At 73.6% G+C, this 21,314-nt stretch carries 19 protein-coding genes; 16 read left to right on the forward strand and 3 right to left on the reverse strand.

Annotated features, from left to right (window positions below):
* Positions 1-312 precede the first annotated feature (312 nt).
* The 9 genes from hpnC (at position 313) to IF23_RS0126180 (ending at position 11,237) form a co-directional block, all read left to right on the forward strand.
* Positions 313-1,200: a squalene synthase HpnC gene (gene hpnC, locus IF23_RS0126135; RefSeq protein WP_030287811.1), complete on the forward strand. Its 888-nt coding sequence runs from the start codon at positions 313-315 to the stop codon at positions 1,198-1,200.
* Positions 1,197-2,144 carry a presqualene diphosphate synthase HpnD gene (gene hpnD, locus IF23_RS0126140; RefSeq protein ID WP_030287813.1) on the forward strand — a complete coding sequence of 316 codons (948 nt, stop codon included), beginning with the start codon at positions 1,197-1,199 and terminating at the stop codon, positions 2,142-2,144. Before hpnC ends, hpnD begins: the two co-directional genes overlap by 4 nt.
* Positions 2,145-2,265: 121 nt before the next feature.
* Positions 2,266-3,684: a hydroxysqualene dehydroxylase HpnE gene (hpnE, locus tag IF23_RS0126150; protein WP_030287814.1), complete on the forward strand. Its 1,419-nt coding sequence runs from the start codon at positions 2,266-2,268 to the stop codon at positions 3,682-3,684.
* 20 nt (positions 3,685-3,704) lie between these two features.
* The gene (locus IF23_RS0126155) at positions 3,705-4,802 is read left to right on the forward strand and encodes a polyprenyl synthetase family protein (protein WP_037679711.1); all 1,098 of its coding nucleotides are present in this window, start codon (positions 3,705-3,707) and stop codon (positions 4,800-4,802) included.
* Positions 4,803-4,906: 104 nt separating this feature from the next.
* Entirely contained in the window at positions 4,907-6,898 is a 1,992-nt protein-coding gene (gene shc / locus IF23_RS0126160) for a squalene--hopene cyclase (protein ID WP_030287818.1), read from the forward strand.
* On the forward strand, positions 6,898-7,551 hold the full coding sequence (locus tag IF23_RS0126165) for a phosphorylase family protein (protein ID WP_030287819.1): 654 nt from the start codon (positions 6,898-6,900) through the stop codon (positions 7,549-7,551). Before shc ends, IF23_RS0126165 begins: the two co-directional genes overlap by 1 nt.
* 5 nt (positions 7,552-7,556) lie before the next feature.
* Positions 7,557-8,579 (forward strand): adenosyl-hopene transferase HpnH, encoded by a 1,023-nt coding sequence (gene hpnH, locus IF23_RS0126170; RefSeq protein WP_030287821.1) that lies wholly within the window; start codon positions 7,557-7,559, stop codon positions 8,577-8,579.
* 73 nt (positions 8,580-8,652) lie between these two features.
* Positions 8,653-10,035, forward strand: a complete 1,383-nt coding sequence (locus IF23_RS0126175) for an aspartate aminotransferase family protein (protein ID WP_030287822.1) — start codon at positions 8,653-8,655, stop codon at positions 10,033-10,035.
* Positions 10,036-10,061: 26 nt separating this feature from the next.
* Positions 10,062-11,237: a serpin family protein gene (locus IF23_RS0126180; protein ID WP_030287824.1), complete on the forward strand. Its 1,176-nt coding sequence runs from the start codon at positions 10,062-10,064 to the stop codon at positions 11,235-11,237.
* A 26-nt stretch (positions 11,238-11,263) separates the two neighbouring features.
* On the opposite strand, the gene IF23_RS0126185 is transcribed toward IF23_RS0126180, so the two are convergent.
* The gene (locus tag IF23_RS0126185) at positions 11,264-12,070 is read right to left on the reverse strand and encodes a tyrosine-protein phosphatase (RefSeq protein WP_030287825.1); all 807 of its coding nucleotides are present in this window, start codon (positions 12,068-12,070) and stop codon (positions 11,264-11,266) included.
* Between the two features lie 274 nt (positions 12,071-12,344).
* Between IF23_RS0126185 and IF23_RS0126190 the strand changes: the two genes are divergently transcribed.
* Positions 12,345-13,145: an SGNH/GDSL hydrolase family protein gene (locus IF23_RS0126190; protein ID WP_030287827.1), complete on the forward strand. Its 801-nt coding sequence runs from the start codon at positions 12,345-12,347 to the stop codon at positions 13,143-13,145.
* 76 nt (positions 13,146-13,221) lie between these two features.
* Here IF23_RS0126190 and IF23_RS0126195 read toward each other — a convergent pair whose 3' ends face one another.
* Complete coding sequence (locus IF23_RS0126195) at positions 13,222-13,677, reverse strand: ATP-binding protein (protein ID WP_245655115.1); 456 nt, start codon at positions 13,675-13,677, stop codon at positions 13,222-13,224.
* 134 nt (positions 13,678-13,811) lie between these two features.
* Between IF23_RS0126195 and IF23_RS0126200 the strand changes: the two genes are divergently transcribed.
* From IF23_RS0126200 to IF23_RS0126210, 3 genes are read left to right on the forward strand one after another with little or no spacing between them, the layout of a single operon-like run.
* On the forward strand, positions 13,812-14,681 hold the full coding sequence (locus IF23_RS0126200) for a helix-turn-helix domain-containing protein (protein ID WP_030287831.1): 870 nt from the start codon (positions 13,812-13,814) through the stop codon (positions 14,679-14,681).
* A 3-nt stretch (positions 14,682-14,684) separates the two neighbouring features.
* Positions 14,685-14,963 carry a DUF397 domain-containing protein gene (locus IF23_RS0126205; RefSeq protein ID WP_030287833.1) on the forward strand — a complete coding sequence of 93 codons (279 nt, stop codon included), beginning with the start codon at positions 14,685-14,687 and terminating at the stop codon, positions 14,961-14,963.
* The gene (locus tag IF23_RS0126210; RefSeq protein WP_078654268.1) at positions 14,960-15,847 is read left to right on the forward strand and encodes an SAM-dependent methyltransferase; all 888 of its coding nucleotides are present in this window, start codon (positions 14,960-14,962) and stop codon (positions 15,845-15,847) included. The genes IF23_RS0126205 and IF23_RS0126210 overlap by 4 nt, the downstream gene beginning before the upstream one ends.
* Before the next feature lie 23 nt (positions 15,848-15,870).
* Here IF23_RS0126210 and IF23_RS0126215 read toward each other — a convergent pair whose 3' ends face one another.
* Complete coding sequence (locus IF23_RS0126215; RefSeq protein ID WP_030287835.1) at positions 15,871-16,818, reverse strand: carbohydrate kinase family protein; 948 nt, start codon at positions 16,816-16,818, stop codon at positions 15,871-15,873.
* Positions 16,819-17,116: 298 nt separating this feature from the next.
* Here IF23_RS0126215 and IF23_RS0126220 point away from each other — a divergent pair, with 298 nt between their 5' ends.
* The 3 genes from IF23_RS0126220 (at position 17,117) to IF23_RS0126230 (ending at position 20,987) form a co-directional block, all read left to right on the forward strand.
* Positions 17,117-18,532 (forward strand): NAD(P)/FAD-dependent oxidoreductase, encoded by a 1,416-nt coding sequence (locus IF23_RS0126220; protein ID WP_030287836.1) that lies wholly within the window; start codon positions 17,117-17,119, stop codon positions 18,530-18,532.
* Positions 18,533-18,617: 85 nt separating this feature from the next.
* Positions 18,618-19,499 carry a GNAT family N-acetyltransferase gene (locus IF23_RS0126225; protein WP_030287837.1) on the forward strand — a complete coding sequence of 294 codons (882 nt, stop codon included), beginning with the start codon at positions 18,618-18,620 and terminating at the stop codon, positions 19,497-19,499.
* A gap of 255 nt (positions 19,500-19,754) precedes the next feature.
* Positions 19,755-20,987 carry an MBL fold metallo-hydrolase gene (locus IF23_RS0126230; RefSeq protein ID WP_030287838.1) on the forward strand — a complete coding sequence of 411 codons (1,233 nt, stop codon included), beginning with the start codon at positions 19,755-19,757 and terminating at the stop codon, positions 20,985-20,987.
* The last annotated feature ends 327 nt before the right edge of the window (positions 20,988-21,314 follow it).

The following is a 21,314-nucleotide window of genomic DNA, read 5'->3' on the forward strand; positions in this document are numbered from 1 at the left end:
CGTGTTTGGGCCGGGCGCGGTGCCGCGCCGGACGGGGCCCCGCGGTGCGGGACCCGGTCGGCCGTCGCGAAGATCTACCGCGTAAGCTGTACAGGTACTGATCAGAATAAGTGGTATAAGTCGGGCAATGCTCGCCATTTGTGAGCGTAGAACGGTCCTGTCGGGCGTGGCGTGTCCGAAATGGGATGTTTTGGCTTGGCGGTGTAGAACGGGAGACGTGACGGCAATGGCTACTGGACCGCTCCGGCTCCGAAACGCGCCGGGCAGACTTCGGTGAGCCGAGAAACGGCCCGGGCCTCCGCAGGCCGGCCGGTGGACGATCCCTCGCGCACCGTCCTCGACCAGGCCGCTCACGAGAACTTCCCGGTCGCGCCCTTCTTCCTGCCCCGCGCCTGGCGCGGCGACCTCATGGCGGTCTACGGGTACGCCCGTCTGGTCGACGACATCGGCGACGGCGACCTCGCCCCCGGCGGCGGCGACGCCGTCCTCCTCGGGCTGGAGCGCGAGCAGGCCGACGACCGCTTCGCGCTGCTCGACGCCCTCGAAGCCGACCTGCACCGCGTCTTCGGCGACCGCGCCCCCGGCCCCCGCCACCCGCTGCTGCGCCGTCTGGGCCCGACCGTCCGCCGCTGCGGACTGACGCCGGAGCCCTTCCTCGGCCTGATCGAGGCGAACCGTCAGGACCAGCGGATCTCGCGCTACGCGACCACCGCGGACCTCGACGCGTACTGCGAGCTGTCCGCCAACCCCGTCGGCCGCCTCGTCCTCGGCATCACCGGCACCACCAGCCCCGAACGCGTCCGGCGCTCCGACGAGATCTGCACCGCGCTGCAGATCGTCGAACACCTCCAGGACGTCGCCGAGGACCTGGCCCGCGACCGGATCTACCTCCCCGAGGAGAACCGCAAGCGCTTCGGCGTCACCGAGGCCGACCTCGCCGCCCCGCACGCCTCTCCCGCCGTGCGCGCGCTCATCGCCCACGAGGCGGACCGCGCCACCCGGCTGCTGGACGCCGGAGCCCCGCTGGTGGGCAGCGTCCACGGCCGGCTGCGGCTGCTGCTGGCCGGTTTCGTCGGCGGCGGGCGCGCCGCCCTGCAGGCCGTCGCCGACGCCGGCCACGACGTACTCCCCGGACCGCCCAAGCCGACCAAGCTCAGCCTGCTGCGCGCGGTGGGGGCGACATTGCGAAGAGAGGGGTGAGTCGGACCGTGGAGGAAACCGCACAGCCAGCCGCGCCGGTGCTCGCCGCATACCGCTACTGCGAGGCCGTCACCGGGCACCAGGCCCGGAACTTCGCCTACGGCATCCGGCTGCTGCCCGCCGCCAAGCGGCAGGCCATGTCGGCGCTGTACGCCTTCTCCCGCCGCGTCGACGACATCGGCGACGGCGCCCTGGAGCCGGAGGCCAAGCGCGTCCGGCTGGAGAACACCCGGGCGCTGCTGGGCCGGATCAAGGACGGCGAGATCGAGGAGGACGACACCGACCCGGTCGCCGTCGCCCTCGCCGACGCCGCCCGGCGCTTCCCGCTGCCCCTGGTCGGCCTCGACGAGCTGATCGACGGCGTCCTGATGGACGTCCGCGGCGAGACCTACCGCACCTGGGACGAGCTGAAGCTCTACTGCCGCTGCGTCGCCGGGGCCATCGGTCGGCTCTCGCTCGGCGTGTTCGGCACGGTGCCCGGCGCACCGGACGCCGCGCGCGCCCCCGAGTACGCCGACACCCTCGGCCTCGCGCTGCAGCTCACCAACATCCTGCGCGACGTCCGCGAGGACGCCGCCAACGGCCGCACCTACCTGCCCGCCGAGGACCTCGCGAAGTTCGGCTGCTCGGCCGGGTTCGACGCGCCGGTCCCGCCGCCCGGCGCGGACTTCGCCGGTCTGGTGCACTTCGAGGCCACCCGCGCCCGCGCGCTCTTCGCCGAGGGCTTCCGGCTGCTGCCGATGCTGGACCGCCGCAGCGGCGCCTGCGTCGCGGCGATGGCCGGGATCTACCACCGGCTGCTGACCCGGATCGCCGACGACCCGGAGGCCGTGCTCCGCGGCCGGGTGTCGCTGCCGGGCCGGGAGAAGGCGTTCGTCGCGGTGCGCGGTCTGTCCGGTCTGGACGCCCGCGCGGCGGGCCGCCGCACCGCCGGGAGGCGCTGATGTACGACCGCACCACCGCACGGCCCGGCCTCCCGGCGGCCCGGCCGACGCACCCCGCGGCACCCGGGGCAACCCTCCCGGTGATCATGGCGTCCCTGTGGACGGCGACGGGGGAGGACACATGACAGCCGGAGCAGGGCGCACCGGCGGCGCGGTGGTGGTCGGCGGCGGGCTGGCCGGTACGGCGGCCGCCCTGGCGCTGGCCGATGCCGGGGCGCGCGTCACCCTCGTCGAGGGCCGCCCGCGCCTGGGCGGACTGGTCTTCTCCTTCCGCCGCGAGTTCGGCGGCGGCGAGCTGAGCGTCGACAACGGCCAGCATGTCTTCCTGCGCTGCTGCACCGCCTACGGCGCCTTCCTCGAACGGCTCGGCGCCACCGAGCTGGTCCCGCTCCAGGACCGGATGGACGTGCCCGTCCTCGACGCCGACCGGATGCGGCTGGGCCGACTGCGGCGCACCGCGCTGCCCGTCCCGCTGCACCTCGCGGGCAGCCTCGCCCGCTACCCGCACCTGACCGCCGCCGACCGCGCCTCCGTGGTCCGCGCCACCCTCGCGCTCAAGGGCCTCGACCTCGACGACCCGGCGCTCGACGCGGTCGACTTCGGCAGCTGGCTGCGGCGCCACGGCCAGTCCGCCCGCGCCGTCGAGGCGCTCTGGGACCTCGTCGGCGTCGCCACCCTCAACGCCCCCGCCGCCGACGCCTCCCTCGCGCTCGCCGCCAAGGTCTTCAAGACCGGGCTGCTCTCCGCGCCCGGCGCCGCCGACATCGGCTGGGCCCGGGTCCCGCTCGGCGACGTCCACGACACCCTCTCCCGCACCGCCCTGGAGAAGGCCGGGGTCCGCGTCCTGCTGCGCACCCGCGCCACCGACCTCACCCGTACGGACTCGGGCTGGCGGGTCACCGTCGCCGACGGGCCGGACGCCACCGAGGTGCTCGACACCGACACCGTCGTCACGGCCCTCCCGCAGCGCGAGACGCACGCCCTGCTCCCCGCGGGCACCCTCGACGACCAGGACCGGCTGCTCGACATCGGCACCGCGCCGATCCTCAACCTCCACGTCGTCTACGACCGCAAGGTGCTGCGCCGCCCGTTCTTCACCGCGGTCGGCTCGCCCGTCCAGTGGGTCTTCGACCGCACCGACACCTCCGGCCTGGCCGCGCTCCCCGAGGGCGCGGGCTGCCAGTACCTGGCGGTGTCCCAGTCGGCCGCGCAGGAGGAGATCGGGCAGCCGGTCGCCAAGCTGCGCGACCGCTACCTCCCGGAGCTGGAGCGGCTGCTGCCCGCGGCGCGCGGCGCCCGCGTCCGCGACTTCTTCGTCACCCGCGAACGCACCGCGACGTTCGCCCCCACCCCGGGCGTCGGCAGGCTCCGCCCCGCCGCCCGTACCCGTACCCCCGGCCTGTACCTGGCCGGTGCGTGGACCGCCACCGGGTGGCCCGCGACCATGGAAGGCGCTGTGCGCAGCGGCCATGCGGCCGCGCGCCACGCGCTCACCGAACTCGGCTTCCCCCGGGGCCGGTTGCCCCGGGAGGCAGCATGACAACGCGCACCAGCGCTCGCATGAGCACGAGCATCGGAAACAGAGGAGAAACCGTGAACCCGGCTTCCCCAGCTATCGACACCGAGAGCGTCACCGCGCTGCTGGAGCGCGGGCGCACGCTCGCCACTCCCGTGCTGCGTGCCGCCGTGGACAGACTCGCCCCTCCCATGGACACCGTCGCCGCCTACCACTTCGGGTGGATCGACGCCGCGGGTCACCCCTCGGCGGGCGACGGCGGCAAGGCGGTACGTCCCGCGCTCTCCCTGCTGTCCGCCGAGGCCGCGGGCGCGGCGCCGGAGGTCGGCATCCCCGGCGCGGTCGCCGTCGAGCTGGTGCACAACTTCTCGCTGCTCCACGACGACCTGATGGACGGCGACGAGCAGCGCCGCCACCGCGACACGGTCTGGAAGGTGCACGGCCCGGCCCAGGCCATCCTGGTCGGCGACGCGCTCTTCGCCCTCGCCAACGAACTGCTGCTGGAACTCGGCACCGTCGAGGCCGGCCGCGCCACCCGCCGTCTGACCACCGCCACCCGTAAGCTGATCGACGGTCAGGCGCAGGACATTTCGTACGAGCACCGCGAGCGGGTCACCGTCGCGGAGTGTCTGGAGATGGAGGGCAACAAGACCGGCGCGCTGCTGGCCTGTGCCGTCTCCATCGGTGCGGTGCTCGGCGGCGCCGACGACCGCACCGCCGACACCCTGGAGAAGTACGGCTACCACCTCGGTCTCGCCTTCCAGGCGGTCGACGACCTGCTCGGCATCTGGGGCGACCCGGAGTCCACCGGCAAGCAGACCTGGAGCGACCTGCGGCAGCGTAAGAAGTCGCTGCCGGTCGTCGCCGCGCTGGACGCCGACGGCCCGGCCTCGCGGCGGCTCGCCGAGATCCTGGCGGCCGACGCGAAGAAGTCCGAGGACGAGATCGCCGACTTCACGGAGGAGGAGTTCGCCTCCCGCGCCGCACTGATCGAGGAGGCCGGGGGCCGCGAGTGGACCTCGCAGGAGGCCCGCCGCCAGCACGCCACGGCCATCGCCGCGCTCGACGAGGTCGAGATGCCCGAGAAGGTCCGCGCGCAACTCGTCGCGCTCGCGGACTTCGTCGTCGTACGACAGAGATGAGCACTATCGACACGAACTGATCGCAGTCGCCGGCCGGTGCCAGCCGGGCGCCGGCCGACGGAATCCCTGAGCACGCTTCACAGTTCACTGCAGAAGGGGAAGCCATGACAGCGACGACCGACGGAAGCACCGGGGCCCTGCCGCCCCGGGCCCCCTCGGCCAGTGATGCCGCCGGTCACACCGGTGATCCGGCGGGCATCGCAGAGCAGGCCCGGCGTGCGACGGAGCGCGCCACCGCATATCTCCTCTCCGTCCAGGACCCCGCCGGATGGTGGAAGGGCGACCTGGAGACCAACGTCACGATGGACGCCGAGGACCTGATGCTCCGCCAGTTCCTGGGCATCCGGGACGCGCGGACCACCGAGGCGGCCGCCCGGTACATCCGCGGCAAGCAGCGCGAGGACGGCGCCTGGGCCACCTTCCACGGCGGGCCCGGCGACCTCTCCACCACCGTCGAGGCGTATGTCGCCCTGCGGCTCGCCGGGGACACCCCCGAAGCCCCGCACATGGCGCGCGCCGCCGCCCGGGTCCGCGAGGCCGGCGGTATCGCCGCGTCCCGCGTCTTCACCCGCATCTGGCTGGCCCTCTTCGGCTGGTGGAAGTGGGAGGACCTGCCGGAACTCCCGCCGGAGCTGATCCACCTCCCCAAGTGGTTCCCGCTCAACATCTACGACTTCGGGTGCTGGGCGCGGCAGACGATCGTGCCGCTCACCATCGTCTCGGCCAAGCGCCCGGTGCGCCCCGCGCCGTTCGGCCTCGACGAGCTGCACACCGACCCGGCCGTCCCCGTCCCGCCGCGCCCGCTCGCACCGGCCACCAGCTGGGACGGCCTCTTCCAGCGTCTCGACAGGGCGCTGCACCTCTACCACAAGGTCGCGCTCCGTCCGGTGCGCGCCGCCGCGATGCGCTCCGCGGCCCGCTGGATCATCGAACGCCAGGAGAACGACGGCTGCTGGGGAGGGATCCAGCCGCCCGCCGTCTACTCCGTCATCGCCCTGCACCTGCTCGGCTACGACCTCGACCATCCGGTCCTCAAGGCGGGCCTGGCCTCGCTGGACCGCTTCGCGGTCTGGCGCGAGGACGGCTCCCGGATGATCGAGGCGTGCCAGTCGCCGGTCTGGGACACCTGTCTGGCCACCATCGCCCTCGCCGACGCCGGGCTCCCCGCCGACCACCCGCAGCTGGTCAGGGCCGCCGACTGGATGCTCGCCGAACAGATCGACCGGCCCGGCGACTGGCAGGTCCGCCGTCCGCGTCTCGCCTCCGGCGGCTGGGGCTTCGAGTTCGAGAACGACAACTACCCGGACATCGACGACACCGCCGAGGTCGTCCTCGCGCTGCGCCGGGTCGACCACCCGGACCCGCGGCGGATCGAGGAGGCGGTGGCGCGCGGGGTGCGCTGGAGCGCCGGGATGCAGTCGCGGAACGGCGCGTGGGGCGCGTTCGACGCGGACAACACCAGCCCGTTCCCCAACCGGCTGCCGTTCTGCGACTTCGGCGAGGTCATCGACCCGCCGTCGGCGGACGTCACCGCCCATGTCGTCGAGATGTTCGCCGACACCGGACGCGCCGACCATCCGCGCGCCCGCCGCGGCATCGCCTGGCTGCTGGCCGAGCAGGAGCCCTGCGGCGCCTGGTTCGGCCGCTGGGGCACCAACTACCTCTACGGCACCGGTTCGGTCCTCCCCGCCCTCGCCGCGGCCGGGATCCCCCGTACGCATCCGGCCGTGCGGCGCGCCGTCGCCTGGTTGGAGCGGGTGCAGAACACCGACGGCGGCTGGGGCGAGGACCAGCGCTCGTACCAGGACAAGGAGACCTGGACCGGCCGCGGCGCCTCCACCGCCTCGCAGACCGCGTGGGCGCTGATGGCGCTGCTGGCCGCCGGGGAGCGGGAGAACGAGGCGGTCCGGCGCGGGGTGCGCTGGCTGGCCGACACCCAGCTGGCGGACGGCTCCTGGGACGAGCCGTACTTCACCGGCACCGGCTTCCCCTGGGACTTCTCCATCAACTACCACCTGTACCGCCAGGTCTTCCCGCTGACGGCGCTGGGCCGTTACGTGGGCGGCGGACCGGCCGCCGCACCGCTGGGGGCCTGATGCCGAGACGGCCCCCGCCGGAGGGCGAGCCGCCGCTGCTGGTCGCCTGTGCGCTCGGCATCGAACGGCTCGCGCTGCGCGGCGGGGGCCGGGGCGCCGCCGGGGCCGCCCATGTCACGCTCCGCACCGGCATGGGGCCGCACGCCGCCGAACGCGCCATGGAGCGGGCGCTCGCCCCGGGCGCGGCCACCGCGCTCTCCCCGGTGATCGCCAGCGGCTTCTGCGCCGGGCTCGCCCCGGGCATGCGCCCCGGCGACGTGGTGGTCGCCGAGCGGACCCGTGACCACCGACCGGACGCATCCGCCGTGCCCTGTCACGGGGGTCCGCTGGCCGCGGCGCTGCGCGCGCGGGGGCTGACCGTCCACACCGGGCTGCTGCAGGGCAGTGACCATGTGGTGCGGGGTGCGGAGCGGGCGGCGCTGCACGCCGCGGGCGCGGTCGCGGTGGACATGGAGTCCGCCGCGACGCTGCGTGCGGCGCGGCGGGCCGGGGACCGCCCGGTTGCGGCCGTCCGGGTGGTCGTGGACGCTCCAGAACATGAACTGCTGCGCCTGGCGACCCTGCGCGGAGGAATATCGGCCTTCCGCGTGCTGCGGTCAGTCCTTCCTGTTTTCTTCGAATGGCACCGTTCTTTGCTGCTCCCCTGGAGGTGAGCCAGATGGCCATGCCGCTCCGCCAGTCCATCCGGGTCGGGACCTATCTCTTTGAACAGAAGATGCGGAAGCGCGACAAGTTTCCGCTGATCGTCGAGTTGGAGCCGCTGTTCGCCTGCAACCTCAAGTGCGAGGGGTGCGGCAAGATCCAGCACCCCGCGGGCGTGCTCAAGCAGCGGATGCCGGTGGCGCAGGCGGTGGGGGCGGTGCTGGAGTCCGGCGCCCCGATGGTCTCCATCGCCGGTGGCGAACCCCTGATGCACCCTCAGATCGACGAGATCGTCCGGCAGTTGGTGGCCCGGCGGAAATACGTCTTCCTCTGCACCAACGCGATGCTGCTCCGGAAGAAGCTGGAGAAGTTCACGCCCTCGCGGTACTTCGCCTTCGCGGTGCACATCGACGGGATGCGCGAGCGCCACGACGAGTCCGTCGCGAAGGAGGGCGTCTTCGACGAGGCGGTGGCCGCCATCAAGGAGGCCAAGCGGCGCGGCTTCCGCGTCACCACCAACTCCACCTTCTTCAACACCGACACCCCGCAGACCATCATCGAGGTGCTGAACTTCCTCAACGACGACCTCCAGGTCGACGAGATGATGCTGTCGCCCGCCTACGCGTACGAGAAGGCGCCCGACCAGGAGCACTTCCTCGGCGTCGAGCAGACCCGGGAGCTGTTCAAGAAGGCGTTCGCCGGGGGCAACCGCGGCCGCTGGCGCCTCAACCACAGCCCGCTCTTCCTCGACTTCCTGGAGGGCAAGGCGGACTTCCCGTGCACCGCCTGGGCGATCCCCAACTACTCCCTCTTCGGCTGGCAGCGCCCCTGCTACCTGATGAGCGACGGCTACGTCCCCACGTACCGCCAGCTCATCGAGGAGACCGACTGGGAGAAGTACGGCCGCGGCAAGGATCCGCGGTGCGCCAACTGCATGGCGCACTGCGGCTACGAGCCGACCGCCGTGCTGGCCACCATGGGGTCGCTCAAGGAGTCGCTGCGCGCGGCGCGCGAGACCGTCGCGGGCAACCGTGACTGACACGTCCGCCGCCCGTGGCCCGGGCGGCGCGTACCGCCCGGGCCACGGGGAGCGACGGGGAGGGGAGCCACCGGTGACCGGCTTCGATCTGGGCGCGCTGCTGGCCGAGCGCGGCGGCGAACGCTACGACCTGCACAGCCGCCATCTCAACCACCAGCTGCCGCGGATGCTGCACACCCTCGGCTTCGACAAGGTCTACGAGCGGGCCGAGGGCGCCTACTTCTGGGACGCCGACGGGCAGGACTACCTCGACATGCTCGCCGGTTTCGGGGTGATGGGCCTGGGCCGCCACCACCCGGTCGTCCGGCGGGCGCTGCACGACGTCCTCGACGCGCAACTGGCGGACCTCACCCGCTTCGACTGCCAGCCGCTGCCCGGTCTGCTCGCCGAGAAGCTGCTCGCCCACACGCCCCACCTGGACCGGGTGTTCTTCGGCAACAGCGGCACCGAAGCCGTCGAGACCGCCCTGAAGTTCGCCCGCTACGCGACCGGGAGACCCCGCGTCCTGTACTGCACCCACGCCTTCCACGGTCTGACCACCGGCTCCCTGTCGGTCAACGGCGAGGACGGCTTCCGCGACGGCTTCGCCCCGCTGCTGCCGGACACTGCGATCGAGCTGGGCGATCTGGCCGCGCTGGAGCGGGAGCTGCGCCGCGGGGACGTGGCGGCGCTGGTCGTCGAGCCGATCCAGGGCAAGGGTGTGCTGCCGACCCCGCCCGGCTTCCTCGCCGCCGCCCAGGAACTGCTCCACCGCCACCAGGCGCTGCTGATCGCCGACGAGGTGCAGACCGGGCTCGGCCGCACCGGCGACTTCTTCGCCTACCAGCACGAGGCGGGCGTCGAACCGGACCTGGTCTGCGTCGCCAAGACGCTCTCCGGCGGCTACGTCCCGGTCGGCGCGACGCTCGGCAAGGACTGGATCTTCAAGAAGGTCTACTCGTCCATGGACCGGGTGCTGGTCCACTCCGCCAGCTTCGGCGCCAACGCCCAGGCGATGGCGGCGGGCCTGGCGGTGCTCGCCGTGCTGGAGGACGAACAGCTCGTCGCCCACGCCCGCCGCACCGGCGATCTGCTGCGCACCCGGCTGGCCGCGCTCACCGACCGGTACGAGCTGCTGCACGAGGTGCGCGGCCGGGGCCTGATGATCGGCATCGAGTTCGGCCGCCCGAGGTCGCTGGCGCTGCGCGGCCGCTGGACGATGCTCCAGGCGGCCCGCAAGGGCCTCTTCGCGCAGATGGTCGTGGTGCCGCTGCTCCAGCGCCACCGGATCCTCACCCAGGTCTCCGGCGACCGCCTGGAGGTCATCAAGCTGATCCCGCCGCTGATCATCGGCGAGCGGGAGGTGGACCGGTTCGTCGACGCGTTCACCGCCGTCATGGACGAGGCGCACACGGGCTCCGGCCTGATGTGGGACTTCGGCCGGACGCTGGTGAAGCAGGCAGTCGCCCACCGCTGACGGGGCGACCCACAGGAGGGGGAGAGATGAGCGACGACGCCACGGTGCGGGCCGTCAACGCGATGACGGCCCGCTGGGCGCGGGCGGCCGTGGGGGAGCGGGGCACGGTCCTGGCCGCCGCCGGGGTCTGGCCGCTGCTCGCCCTGCTCACCACCCCGGCCGCGGGCCCGGCCCGTACGGAGCTGGCCGCCGCCCTCGGCACCGCCCCGGAGCACGCGATGGACGAGGCCCGCGCGCTGCTCGCCACGCTGGACGCGATGGACGGCACCGACGCGGCCGCCGGGGTGTGGGCCGCCCGCTCCGCCGGACTCCGCCCGGAGTGGTGCGCGCGGCTGCCGGAGGGCGCGCTCGGCGAGCTGACCGGCGACGCCGCCGCCGACCGCGCCGCGCTGGACGCCTGGGCGCGGCGCGGCACCGACGGCATGATCGAACGGATGCCGGTGGCGGTCGGCCCCGGCACGCTGCTGGTGCTGGCGAGCGCGCTGCTGCTCCGCACCACCTGGGAGACCCCGTTCGCCGAGCGCCCGCTGCGCCCGGTCGAGGGCCCGTGGGCGGGGCGGACGCTGGCGGAGCTGTACCGCCGTACGGAGGACGGTGCGCAGCTGCGGGTGCACCACACACCGGACGGTCCGCTGACCGATGCCCGGGTCGCGGGCACGGACGGCCTCGACGTCCATCTGCTGCTCGGCCCGGAGCGGCTGCCGGGCGGGGAGGTGCTGGCACACGGTGTGGCGGCGCTCGGCGGGGCGTACCCGATGGCGCCCGGCGCGGACGGGAGCGGTCCGGGGCTCGCCGTCTCCTCGGTGCCGTCCCCGCACGGCCGTCCGCTGACCGAGCTGTGCACCACGCGGTGGACCGTCGACGCCGACCACGATCTGCTGGGGTGGCCCGAGGTGTTCGGGCTCGGCGCGGTGGCGCGGGCGTCGGCCGGGCACTTCCCGGGGATGGCCACGCGCCCGCTGGCGGTCTCCGCGGCGCGGCAGACGGCGACGGCGACGTTCGGGCCGCTCGGCTTCCGGGCGGCGGCGGTCACCGCGATCGGGATGCGCGCGGCGGGCATGGCGTCGCCGCCGCCGCTCCGCTCCCGGCTGGTGACGGCGTACTTCACGCGGCCGTTCGGCTTTCTGGCAGTGCACCGGGCGAGCGGGCTGGTGCCGGTCGCCGGGTGGGTCACCGACCCCGATCCGTACCCGGTGGTGTGAGGCCGGGTACGGAGCCGGGTGCGGGCTCAGCCCTCCAGGAGCCGGTCGCGCAGCTGCTCGCGGACGGCCGGGGTCAGGCCCAGCCCCTCGGTGAGGTAGGTCTCGGTCGAGCCCCAGGTCGCGGAGATCGCGTCGTAGGCGGCTGCGAGGTACCCGGCGTCGGCGCCGAAGAGCGGCGACAGCAACTCCATGACCTCGGGGGACATCGCGGCGGGGGAGTTGTCCGAGCGGCGGATCTTGTAGCGCCGGTGCGGGTCGTTCGACTTGAGGTAGTCGGCCTCGATCGCGTCCCGCTCGACGCCGACGGCGAGCAGGGTGACGGCGATCGACAGTCCGGCGCGGTCCTTCCCGGCGGCACAGTGCAGCAGCGCGGGCGTGCTGTCCTCGGCGAGGGCGTGCAGCAGACGGCTGTGGTCGGCGGTGCGGGTGGTGACGATGTGGCGGTAGCTCCTCGCCATCCGGGCGGCCGCCTTGCCGTCGCCGAGTATCCGGCGCAGCTGGTCCAGCGCACCGTCGCGGACCATGGTCCAGAACTCCGCGCCGTCGGCCGGGTCGGTCAGCGGGATGTTGACGTTCCGTACGCCGGGGAGCGTGACGTCCGGGCCTTCGAGGGAGATGTCCGCGGCGTTGCGGAAGTCGAAGACGGTGTGGAGGCCGAGCCCCGCGAGGAAGGCGGCGTCGGCGTCGGTCGCGTGCGCGAGATGGCCGCTGCGGAACAGCCGTCCCCTCCGTACCCGCCGCCCGTCCACGGTCGGCAGCCCGCCCACGTCGCGGAAGTTGCGGACCTCCACGAGAGGGGAATCGGCCGGTGGGACCTGCGGCGTCTGCGTCACGGGCGCTCCTCGGTTCGGCCGCCGGCGCGGTCGCCGGCGAGACGTGGCCGGTCCCGACGATACGACACGGGTGCCGCAGGCAACCATGGTGGGAAGTGACGCTTCCGTTCCGGGCGTGGACCGGGTCCGACACGGTGGGCCGCACTCCGGTGACAACGGGCGATCGTTGTGTATTCCAACTTGAAGAGAATTTGACCGGGTGGTGTTAATCACCTCCCGTCAACCCCTGGTTACGGTGGCGTAAGTCACTTCTCGCGGTGAAGTATGTCCTGACGTGGGAGACGATTCGAAAAACATCAGCAGCGGCGCCGTGCGCGCCATCGGGTCGTACGCAGCCGTCGGGGACAGCTTCACCGAGGGAGTCGGGGATCCGGGCCGTGACGGGGCGTACATCGGTTGGGCGGACCGCCTCGCGGTCCTCCTCTCGGACCAGCGTGCGGAGGGCGATTTCCGCTACGCCAACCTCGCGGTCCGCGGCCGCCTCCTGGACCAGATCGTCGAGGAGCAGGTGCCCCGCGCCAAGGAGCTCGCCCCCGAGCTGGTGACCTTCTGCGCGGGCGGCAACGACATCCTGCGTCCCGGCTCCGACCCGGACGATGTCGCCGAGCGGTACGAAGCGGCCGTCGCGGAGCTGCGCGAGACCGTCGGCACGGTCCTGCTCTGCACCGGCTTCGACACCCGCGGCATCCCCGTCCTGAAGCATCTGCGCGGCAAGATCGCGACATACACCGCACACGTCCGCGCCATCGCCGACCGGCACGGCTGCCCGGTCCTCGACCTCTGGTCGCTCAAGTCCGTCCAGGACCGGCGCGCCTGGAGCGACGACCGGCTGCACCTGTCCGCCGACGGCCACACCCGGGTCGCGCTCCGCGCCGGTCAGGTCCTCGGCCTCCAGGTCCCGGCCGACCCGGACCAGCCCTGGCCCCCGGAGGCGGAGCGGTCGGCCGCCGACGCCCGCCGCGACAACATCCACTGGGCGCGCGAACACCTGGTGCCCTGGATCGGCCGCCGCCTGCGCGGTGAGTCCTCCGGCGACCACGTCGAGCCGAAGCGCCCGGATCTGCTTCCCCTCTAGGGCGAGCACGACGGCCCCGGAATCCCGTGAAGGGATTCCGGGGCCGTCGCCATGTCCGGGCCTGCGCCGCCCGGAGTCAGTCGGTGGCTCCCTCGCGCCCGACCTCGGCCCACACCACCCGGCCACCGCCGTGCTCGTCGGGCCGGGTGCCCCAGTTCCGCGCGAGCGCGCCGACCAGGAAGAGACCGCGGCCGCACTCCTTGTCCACGCTGCCCGGGCGGACCCGCGGCGCCGACGCCCCCGCCCCGCCCTCGTCGGTGACGGCTATCCGTACGTACCCCGTGTGCAGCGACAGTTCGCAGCCGACCCATCGGCTCGCGGTGTGCCGCAGGGCGTTGGTGAACAGCTCGCAGACCACCAGCTCCACGTCGTCACGGACGCCGGGTGCGGTGCCCCAGGAGCGCAGCAGCGCGGTGACCCGCCGCCGCGCCTCGGGGACGGAGGTGCGGCGCGCCGGCAGATGGAACGCGTCCCGGCGCCCGGCGGAACAGCCGCGGGGCGCCAACGAAGGGGCGTTGCTGGAGGAAGCCACTACGCAACTATGTGCGATGCCGAGGAGCGATGGCAAGGATCAATCTGCAAATTACAGAATCGGATTATGCAGTCTGTTCGCGTAACTGACGGCATGACACACTGCTGCCCGGAAGCAGGCAGAAGGGATCGGACGTGGTGGAAGCACGGTCGGGCGGGGCGCCGACCGTCCTGCGGGTGGTGCTCGGGAAACGGTTGCAGGACCTGCGCGAGAAGGCCGGTCTCTCCTTCGAGCAGGCCGCCGAGGCCCTCGACGTCACCCATGCGACGGTACGGCGGATGGAGAAGGCCGAGGTCGGCCTGAAGATCCCGTACGTCGAGAAGCTGCTGGCCACCTACGGGGTCACCGAACCCACCGAGATCGCGGGCTTCGTCTCCCTCGCCCGCGAGGCCAACCGCCCCGGCTGGTGGCACCGCTTCCGTGACGTCCTGCCCGACTGGTTCAGCGCCTACGTCAGCCTGGAGAGCGAGGCCAACCTCATCCGCGGCTACCAGCCCGCCTACGTACCCGGGCTGCTGCAGACCGAGGAGTACGCACGGGCCGTGCTGCGCGCCGGGATGCCACACGCCGCCGCCGACGACATCGACCGCAGCGTCGCCCTCCGCATGGAGCGCCAGTCCCTGCTCACCCGCGAGAACGCGCCGACGCTCTGGGTGGTCATGGACGAAACCGTGCTGCGCCGCCCGATCGGTGACGACCCGCAGGTGATGCGCGACCAGATCGCCCGCCTCGTGGAGGCCACCGCGCTGCCCAACGTCCGGCTGCAGATCATCCCGTTCGCCGCCGGGCCGCACCCGGCGATGTACGGGCCGTTCCACATCTTCCGCTTCCCGATTCCGGAGCTGCCGGACATCGCGTACGCGGAGAGCCTCGTCGGAGCCCAGTACTTCGACCAGCGCAACGACGTCTCGCAGTTCCTGGAGGCCCTCGACCGGATGTGTGCGCAGGCCGCACCGGCACACGCCACCGAGGACATCCTGGGTGGCTTTCGCAAGGAGATCTGAACCATGGATCGCATACGCATCTACAACGGCATGCCCGCCAAGGAACTGGGCACCGACGGCTGGCACAAGCCCTGGAGCGGCGGCAACGGCGGCGAGTGCGTCGAGGCGATGAGACTGGGCGACGGCCGGGTCGCGCTGCGCCAGTCCACCGACCCCGACGGCCCCGCGCTGATCTACACCCACCACGAGATCGTCAGCTTCATCGAGGGCGCCAAGGCCGGGGACGCGGACTTCCTGCTGACCGGCGGCCCGCACCGCCACCCCGAACGGAGAACGGTATGAGCGACGCCGAGATCGCCCGGGGGCCGCTGCTCCCGCCGCTGCCCGACGGCACCGGCCACGGCGGCTTCCGCCCCGAGGAGATCGACACCGGCACCCCGCACCCGGCCCGGATGTACGACTACTACCTCGGCGGGCGCGACAACTACGAGGTCGACCGGATCGCCGCCGACCGCGTCATCGAGGTCCACCCGCAGGTCCGGCTGAGCGCCCGCGCCAACCGCGCGTTCCTCGGCCGCGCGGTCCGCACCCTCGTCGGCGGCGGCATCCGCCAGATCCTCGATCTCGGCACCGGCATCCCCACCTCGCCCAACACCCACGAGGTGGCCCGCGCGAGCGCCCCCGACACCCGGGTCGTCTACGTCGACAACGACCCGATCGTCGCCACCCACGCCGGGGCACGCCTGACCGACGCCGACCGCACCGGCTTCGTCCTCGGCGACGTCCGCGACATCCGGTCCGTCCTGGCGCACCCGACCGTACGGCGGCTCATCGACTTCGACCGGCCGGTGGCCGTCCTCCTCCTCGCGGTGCTGCACTTCGTCCGCGAGGAGGAGGACCCGGCGGGCATCGTCACCGCCCTCGCCGACGCCCTGCCCGCCGGGAGCCACCTGGTGCTCTCGCACGCCACCGACGAGCCCTACGAGGAGTTCCCCGGCGGCCGCGTCGACGCCACCGCCCGCGACGGCGTCGTCAACGTCTACAAGAACGCCACCGCCCCCCTCACCGTCCGCTCCCGGGCCCGGGTCGCCGAACTCTTCGGCCCCTTCACGCTGCTGGAGCCCGGCGTCGTCCGCGTCCCGCTGTGGCGCCCGGACGGCGAGATCCCGGACGCCGAGGAGCTGAACAACACCATCTTCTACGGGGCGGTGGGCCGGAAGGACTGACCGCGCGGGCGCCGGGCCCGCGGTCAGACCGGAACGGCGTCCGCCGCCCCCGCCTGCGGCTCCTCACCGGCGGTCAGCGCTGCCGCGTCCAGGGGCGCGGTGTGCGTCCCCTGCGCGACACAGGCGTGCGCGCCCGCCAGCGCACCCCGCCGCGCACACTCCCCGAACTCCCGCCCGGCGAGATGCCCGTGGAGGAACCCGCTGGTGAACGCGTCCCCGGCGCCGTTGCTGTCCACCACCGCGCCGGGCGGCACGGCCGCCGGGACATGCCGCGGGGTGCGGTCCTCCGAGCTGAGGAGGTACGCGCCCCCGGCGCCCGCCGTCGCGATCACCGCGGACGCCCGGCCCTCCCGCAGGATCTCCCGCATCACCGCCCCGATCCGCTCACCCGCCCCCGCGGTGCTCAGGAACACCAGGTCGGAACGGAACGCGAACTCCTTGTGGTGGCAGGTGAGTCCGTCCCAGTCGTGCAGATCCGTGGAGACCGGCAGCCCCAGCGCGGCGATGTCGTCGTACAGGAACCGCGTGAAATGGGTGATCGACAGATGGACGTGCCGGGCGCGGCGCAGCGCGGGGAGGTAGTGCTCGGGCGGCATCCGCAGATCGAGCGGGTCCCGGGAGTCGTGGAGCGAGGTGCGGCGGCCGTCCGGGGCGACGAGGTTCACCGAACGGCGGGTGCCGTGCGGGGAGATCAGCGGCCGGAAGTCGACGCCGGTACCGGCCAACCGCTCCCGGACCAGCGCGCCCTGCGGGTCGTCGCCGATGAAGTCGAGGAACCCGGTACGCAACCCGAGCGCGGCACACCCCACGGCGACGCCGGTGCCGGTGTGACCCGCGTACTCCCGGACCGGCGGCACCGGCACGGAATCGGCCGCGGGGATCGGCAGGGTGGGGACCCGTACGACGGTGTCCACCCCCGATCCGCCGACGACCAGGACGTCATAGGGCTCGGTTCCCGGCTGATGTGTCACAGGCGCATCCCTGGCTGGTGGCGGCGGTCTGCGGACAGGCCCCGTCCGCAGGCCGGATTCTAGCCCCAAGATGCCGCAAAACGGGGCGTCAGGTACAGGATCCGACAGGGCCGACGAGGGTGGGGAAAACGTGTGCGACAGCACACCGGACGACGGTCCGCCCCCGCCGCCCCGGGGCCGGGCGGAGCCACCGGACAGGCGTTGACAAGGGGTGACGGGCGCTGAAGTCTGGGCCCCGGCACCGTAGTTGATCACTTGGGGCGGGCGGCCGGGCGGCGGCCGACCGAGGGGAGCGGGTATGGAACAGCAGCACACCGGCGGCGCACGGGACGCGATCGTGATCGGCGGAGGGCTGGCCGGAATGCTCGCCGCCACCGCCCTGTTGGGCCACGCCGACACCGTCACCGTCATCGAACGCGACCGCTACCCGGAACACCGCGGCTTCCGCAAGGGCGTCCCCCAGTCACGCCACACCCACATCCTCCTCACCGGCGGCCAACGCGCCCTGGACGCCCTGCTGCCCGGCAGCTGCACGGCCCTGGTCGAGGCGGGCGCCCCCCGCCTCGACCTGCCGCGCGACATCCTCACCCGCACCCCCACCGGCTGGCCCCGCCGGTTCGACGAAGGGCGTCACCACACCCTCAGCGTGTCCCGCCCGCTGCTCGACGCCGTCGTCACCGAACGGGCCCGGGCCGCCTTCGCGGACTCCACCACCCACGTGGAGGTGCGGGAGGCCACCGAGGCCGTCGGACTCACCGGCGACGCCGAACGGGTCACCGGCGTCCGCATCCGCCCCCGCGACGGCGGCGCCCCGCAGACCCGCACCGCCGCCCTCGTCGTGGACGCCTCCGGACGCAGCTCCCGCGCCCCCCGCTGGTACGCCGAACTGGGCCTGGACGCCCCGCACGAGGAGACCGTCGACACCGGCCTCGGCTACGCCACCCGCCGGTACCGCCCCGGACCCGGCGGCCCCCCGGACACCGGCGTCAACATCCCCAACTGGCCGGGCTCCCCGCGCGGCGGCTGCTACCTCCCCGTCGAGGACGGCGCCTGGATGCTGACCCTCGCCGGAATGCACGGCGACCACCCGCCCACGGATCCGGCGGAGTTCCTGGCCTACTGCGCCACCGTCGGCGACCCGTACCTCCACTCCCTGGTCGCCGACGCCGAACCGCTCACCCCCGTCCACGGCTTCCAGGACACCCGCAACCGCCGCCGCCGCTACGAGCGCCCCGGCGCCTCCCCGCACGGCTTCCTCGTCCTCGGGGACGCGCACTGCACCTTCAACCCCGTCTACGGCCAGGGCATGTCGGTCGCCGCCCTCGGCGCCCGCGCGCTGCGCGACACCCTGGAGCGCACCGGCGGACCGCTGCCGGACACCGCCGCCACGGTCCAACGGGAGATCGCCGCCGTCACCGACCCGGCATGGATCACCGCGGTCGGCGCCGATCTGCCCTACCTCCGCGACGCCGACGAGAAGCGGTCCGTCGGGGAGCGGCTGACGGCCTGGTACCTCGAACGGCTGGCGGCCCGCGCGGCCCTCGACCCCGTCGTCGGCGCCGCCCTGCGCGACGTCTTCTGCCTCACCGCCCCGCTGCCCCGCCTCTTCGGCCCCCGCATAGCCGCCCGCACCGTCCTGCGCCCCCGCCGCCCCGCACTGCCCGCACCACCGACGGTGCCCGAGCCGGTCCGGGCGTCGGGAGCACGCGCCTGACCTCGGACGCGGCAGCCCGGACGGCCCCGGCGGGCGCCCCCGAAAATGCGGTGCGCCACGGGCGACCCCTACCGGAAACTGGGGCATGACCTGGACCACCACAGCAGACCCCGACGCCTTCGACGCCGCCGCCGGAGCCTTTCTGAGAGCCCGGCCGGTCGAGCACACCATGCTCCTCTCCGTCGCCGCGACCGTCCGCAAGACCGGCGCCGACGCCTACGGCGACCACCCGCCGCGGTACGGCTGGTGGCAGGAGAAGGACGCCGTCGGCGCCGCCTTCCTCTGGACGCCGCCGCACCCGGTGCTGCTCTCGACCATGCCCGAGCGGGCCGCGAGCGCCCTCGCCGACACCCTGACCGCCGAGCGGCGCCCCGTCCCGGGCATCGGCGGCGACCGGACCGCCGTCGACGCCTTCGCCACCACCTGGCTGCGCCACCACGGCGGCACCATCGACACCGTCGAACGCAGCCGCCTCCACCGCCTCGGCACCCTCCTGCCCCCGCGCCCCGGCCCACCGGGCGCCGCCCGCCCGGCCACCACCACCGCCGACCGCGCCCTCGTCCTGGAGTGGTTCACCGCCTTCGCCACCGACGCCGGGGTCGCCCCGCCGCGCGACGCCCGTACGGTCGACGACCGGATCGCGCACGGCCGGGTGCTGCTCTGGGAGGACGCCGGACGCCCCGTGGCGATGGCCGCCCACACCGGCGCGGACGACGGCGTCACCCGCGTCGCCCCCGTCTACACCCCACCCGAGCTGCGCGGCCGCGGCTACGCCGGAGCCGTGACGGCGGCCCTCTCCCAGACCGCCCGCGACACCGGAGCCCATGAGGTCCTGCTCTTCACCGACCTCGCCAACCCGACCGCGAACGCGCTCTACCAGCGGTTGGGGTACGAGGCGGTGCGGGACCGGGTGGTCGTGGAGTTCCGCGGGACGGACGCACCGGAGGCAGGAGCCGCACCCGAGTAAAGGGGAGTCCGGAGCGCGGCGGCCCGGCGCACTCCCCGGAGCCGGGCCTGAGGCCCGGTCGGCGGGCGGGGGCCCGCCGGAGCCGGACCGTGCGGACCCCGACCCATATATAGGGGGCCGCGGGTCGCGCCGCCCCCGGCACGGAGAGAGGGTGTGGAAGTGCCCGGGCGCCGCGGCCCCCTGGGCGGGCCGGGGACGGAACCTGCGGTCCGCCCGGTCCGTTCAACGTGGCGACCGCCCGACATTGGAGGTTCCGTGACCGGTCCCCGACCCCGCCGTACGCCGTGGCGCGCGCTGCGCCCCGCGAGCTTCGGCGCCGCACCCACCGGCGAGCGACTGGCCAGGATGCGCCGGTCACCGCAGTTCGTGGACGGTCAGTTCCGCAACCCGACACCGATCAACCGGCTGCTACGCGGCTCCGCCCTGCCGATGGTCCGTTCGCAGCTGAACCGCGAGGCCCGGCTGCGCCGCGCCCCCGCCGCCCCGATACCACTGCACCGCCCGGCCCCGGGGGAGACCGCCGGGCCACCGCGGACCGGACTCCGCATCACCTGGATGGGGCATTCCAGCGCGCTCGCCGAGATCGACGGACACCGGCTGCTCTTCGACCCGGTCTGGGGCGAGCGCTGTTCCCCCTTCGCCTGGGCCGGTCCCAAGCGACTCCACCCGGCCCCCGTCGAGCTGGCCGCGCTGGCTCCCGTCGACGCCGTGGTGATCTCCCACGACCACTACGACCATCTCGACATGGCGACGGTCCGGGCGCTCACCGTCACCGGAGCCGCCTTCGTGGTGCCCCTGGGCATCGGCGCCGACCTGGAGTTCTGGGGCGTACCGCCGTCCCGTATCACCGAGCTGGACTGGCACGAGTCCACCCGCGTCGGCGAACTGACCCTCACCGCCACCCCCGCCCAGCACTTCTGCGGCCGTGGCCTGCGCGGACCCCAGCACACCCTCTGGGCCTCCTGGTCCGTCGCCGGGCCCGAGCACCGCATCCACCACAGCGGCGACACCGGCTATTTCCCCGGCTTCGCCGAGATCGGCGAAGGCCACGGCCCCTTCGACCTGACCATGATCCAGATCGGCGCGTACAGCGAATTCTGGCCCAGGAACCACCCGAACCACATCCCGCTGCCCGGCGCCTGGCCCGACATCCACATGACCCCGGCGCAAGGGGTCCGGGCCCACCTGGATCTCCAGGGAGGCGGCCCCGCCGGAGTGCTGCTGCCGATCCACTGGGGCACCTTCAATCTCGCCCCGCACCCGTGGGCGGAGCCGGCCGAGTGGACGAAGGACGCGGCCGACGAGGTCGGCCAGGCGGTGGCGTTCCCCCGCCCCGGCGAGCCGTTCGAGCCCGGGGGCCAGCTGCCCGAGGAGCCGTGGTGGCGGGCCGTCTCCCATCCGATCGCCCGTCCGTGGCGCCGCCCACGGGCCGCCGAGGTCGAGACGGAGCCACGCACCGCCGATCTGGACGTCGCCGGAGAACGGTGACGCCGACTCCCCTCCCGCGGCCCTCTTTCCCTTCCTTACGCGCCACCGGGCGGTACGGATGCCCGGTGGCGGGGGGGGAGAGAGCCCGGAGCGCCGCAGAGGCACCCCCCGTCGTAGGGCGCCTGCGGGGTCGTGTAAGTTGTTCGAGTTGCCACGGAGCCGACAGGTCTCCTGGCAGCCGTCCGCCGCATCGCGGCACACCACTACTGCACGACTCCTCACCGGGATGAATTTCGGCATGCCCGAATTTCACACCGCGACGTGATTATGCGTCACCGAGGAATTCCGCTAAAGTAGTGACCACGCCAAGGCGCCGCAAACGAAAGT

It is taken from the genome of Streptomyces catenulae, from assembly GCF_000718015.1.
Lineage (GTDB): Bacteria > Actinomycetota > Actinomycetes > Streptomycetales > Streptomycetaceae > Streptomyces > Streptomyces catenulae.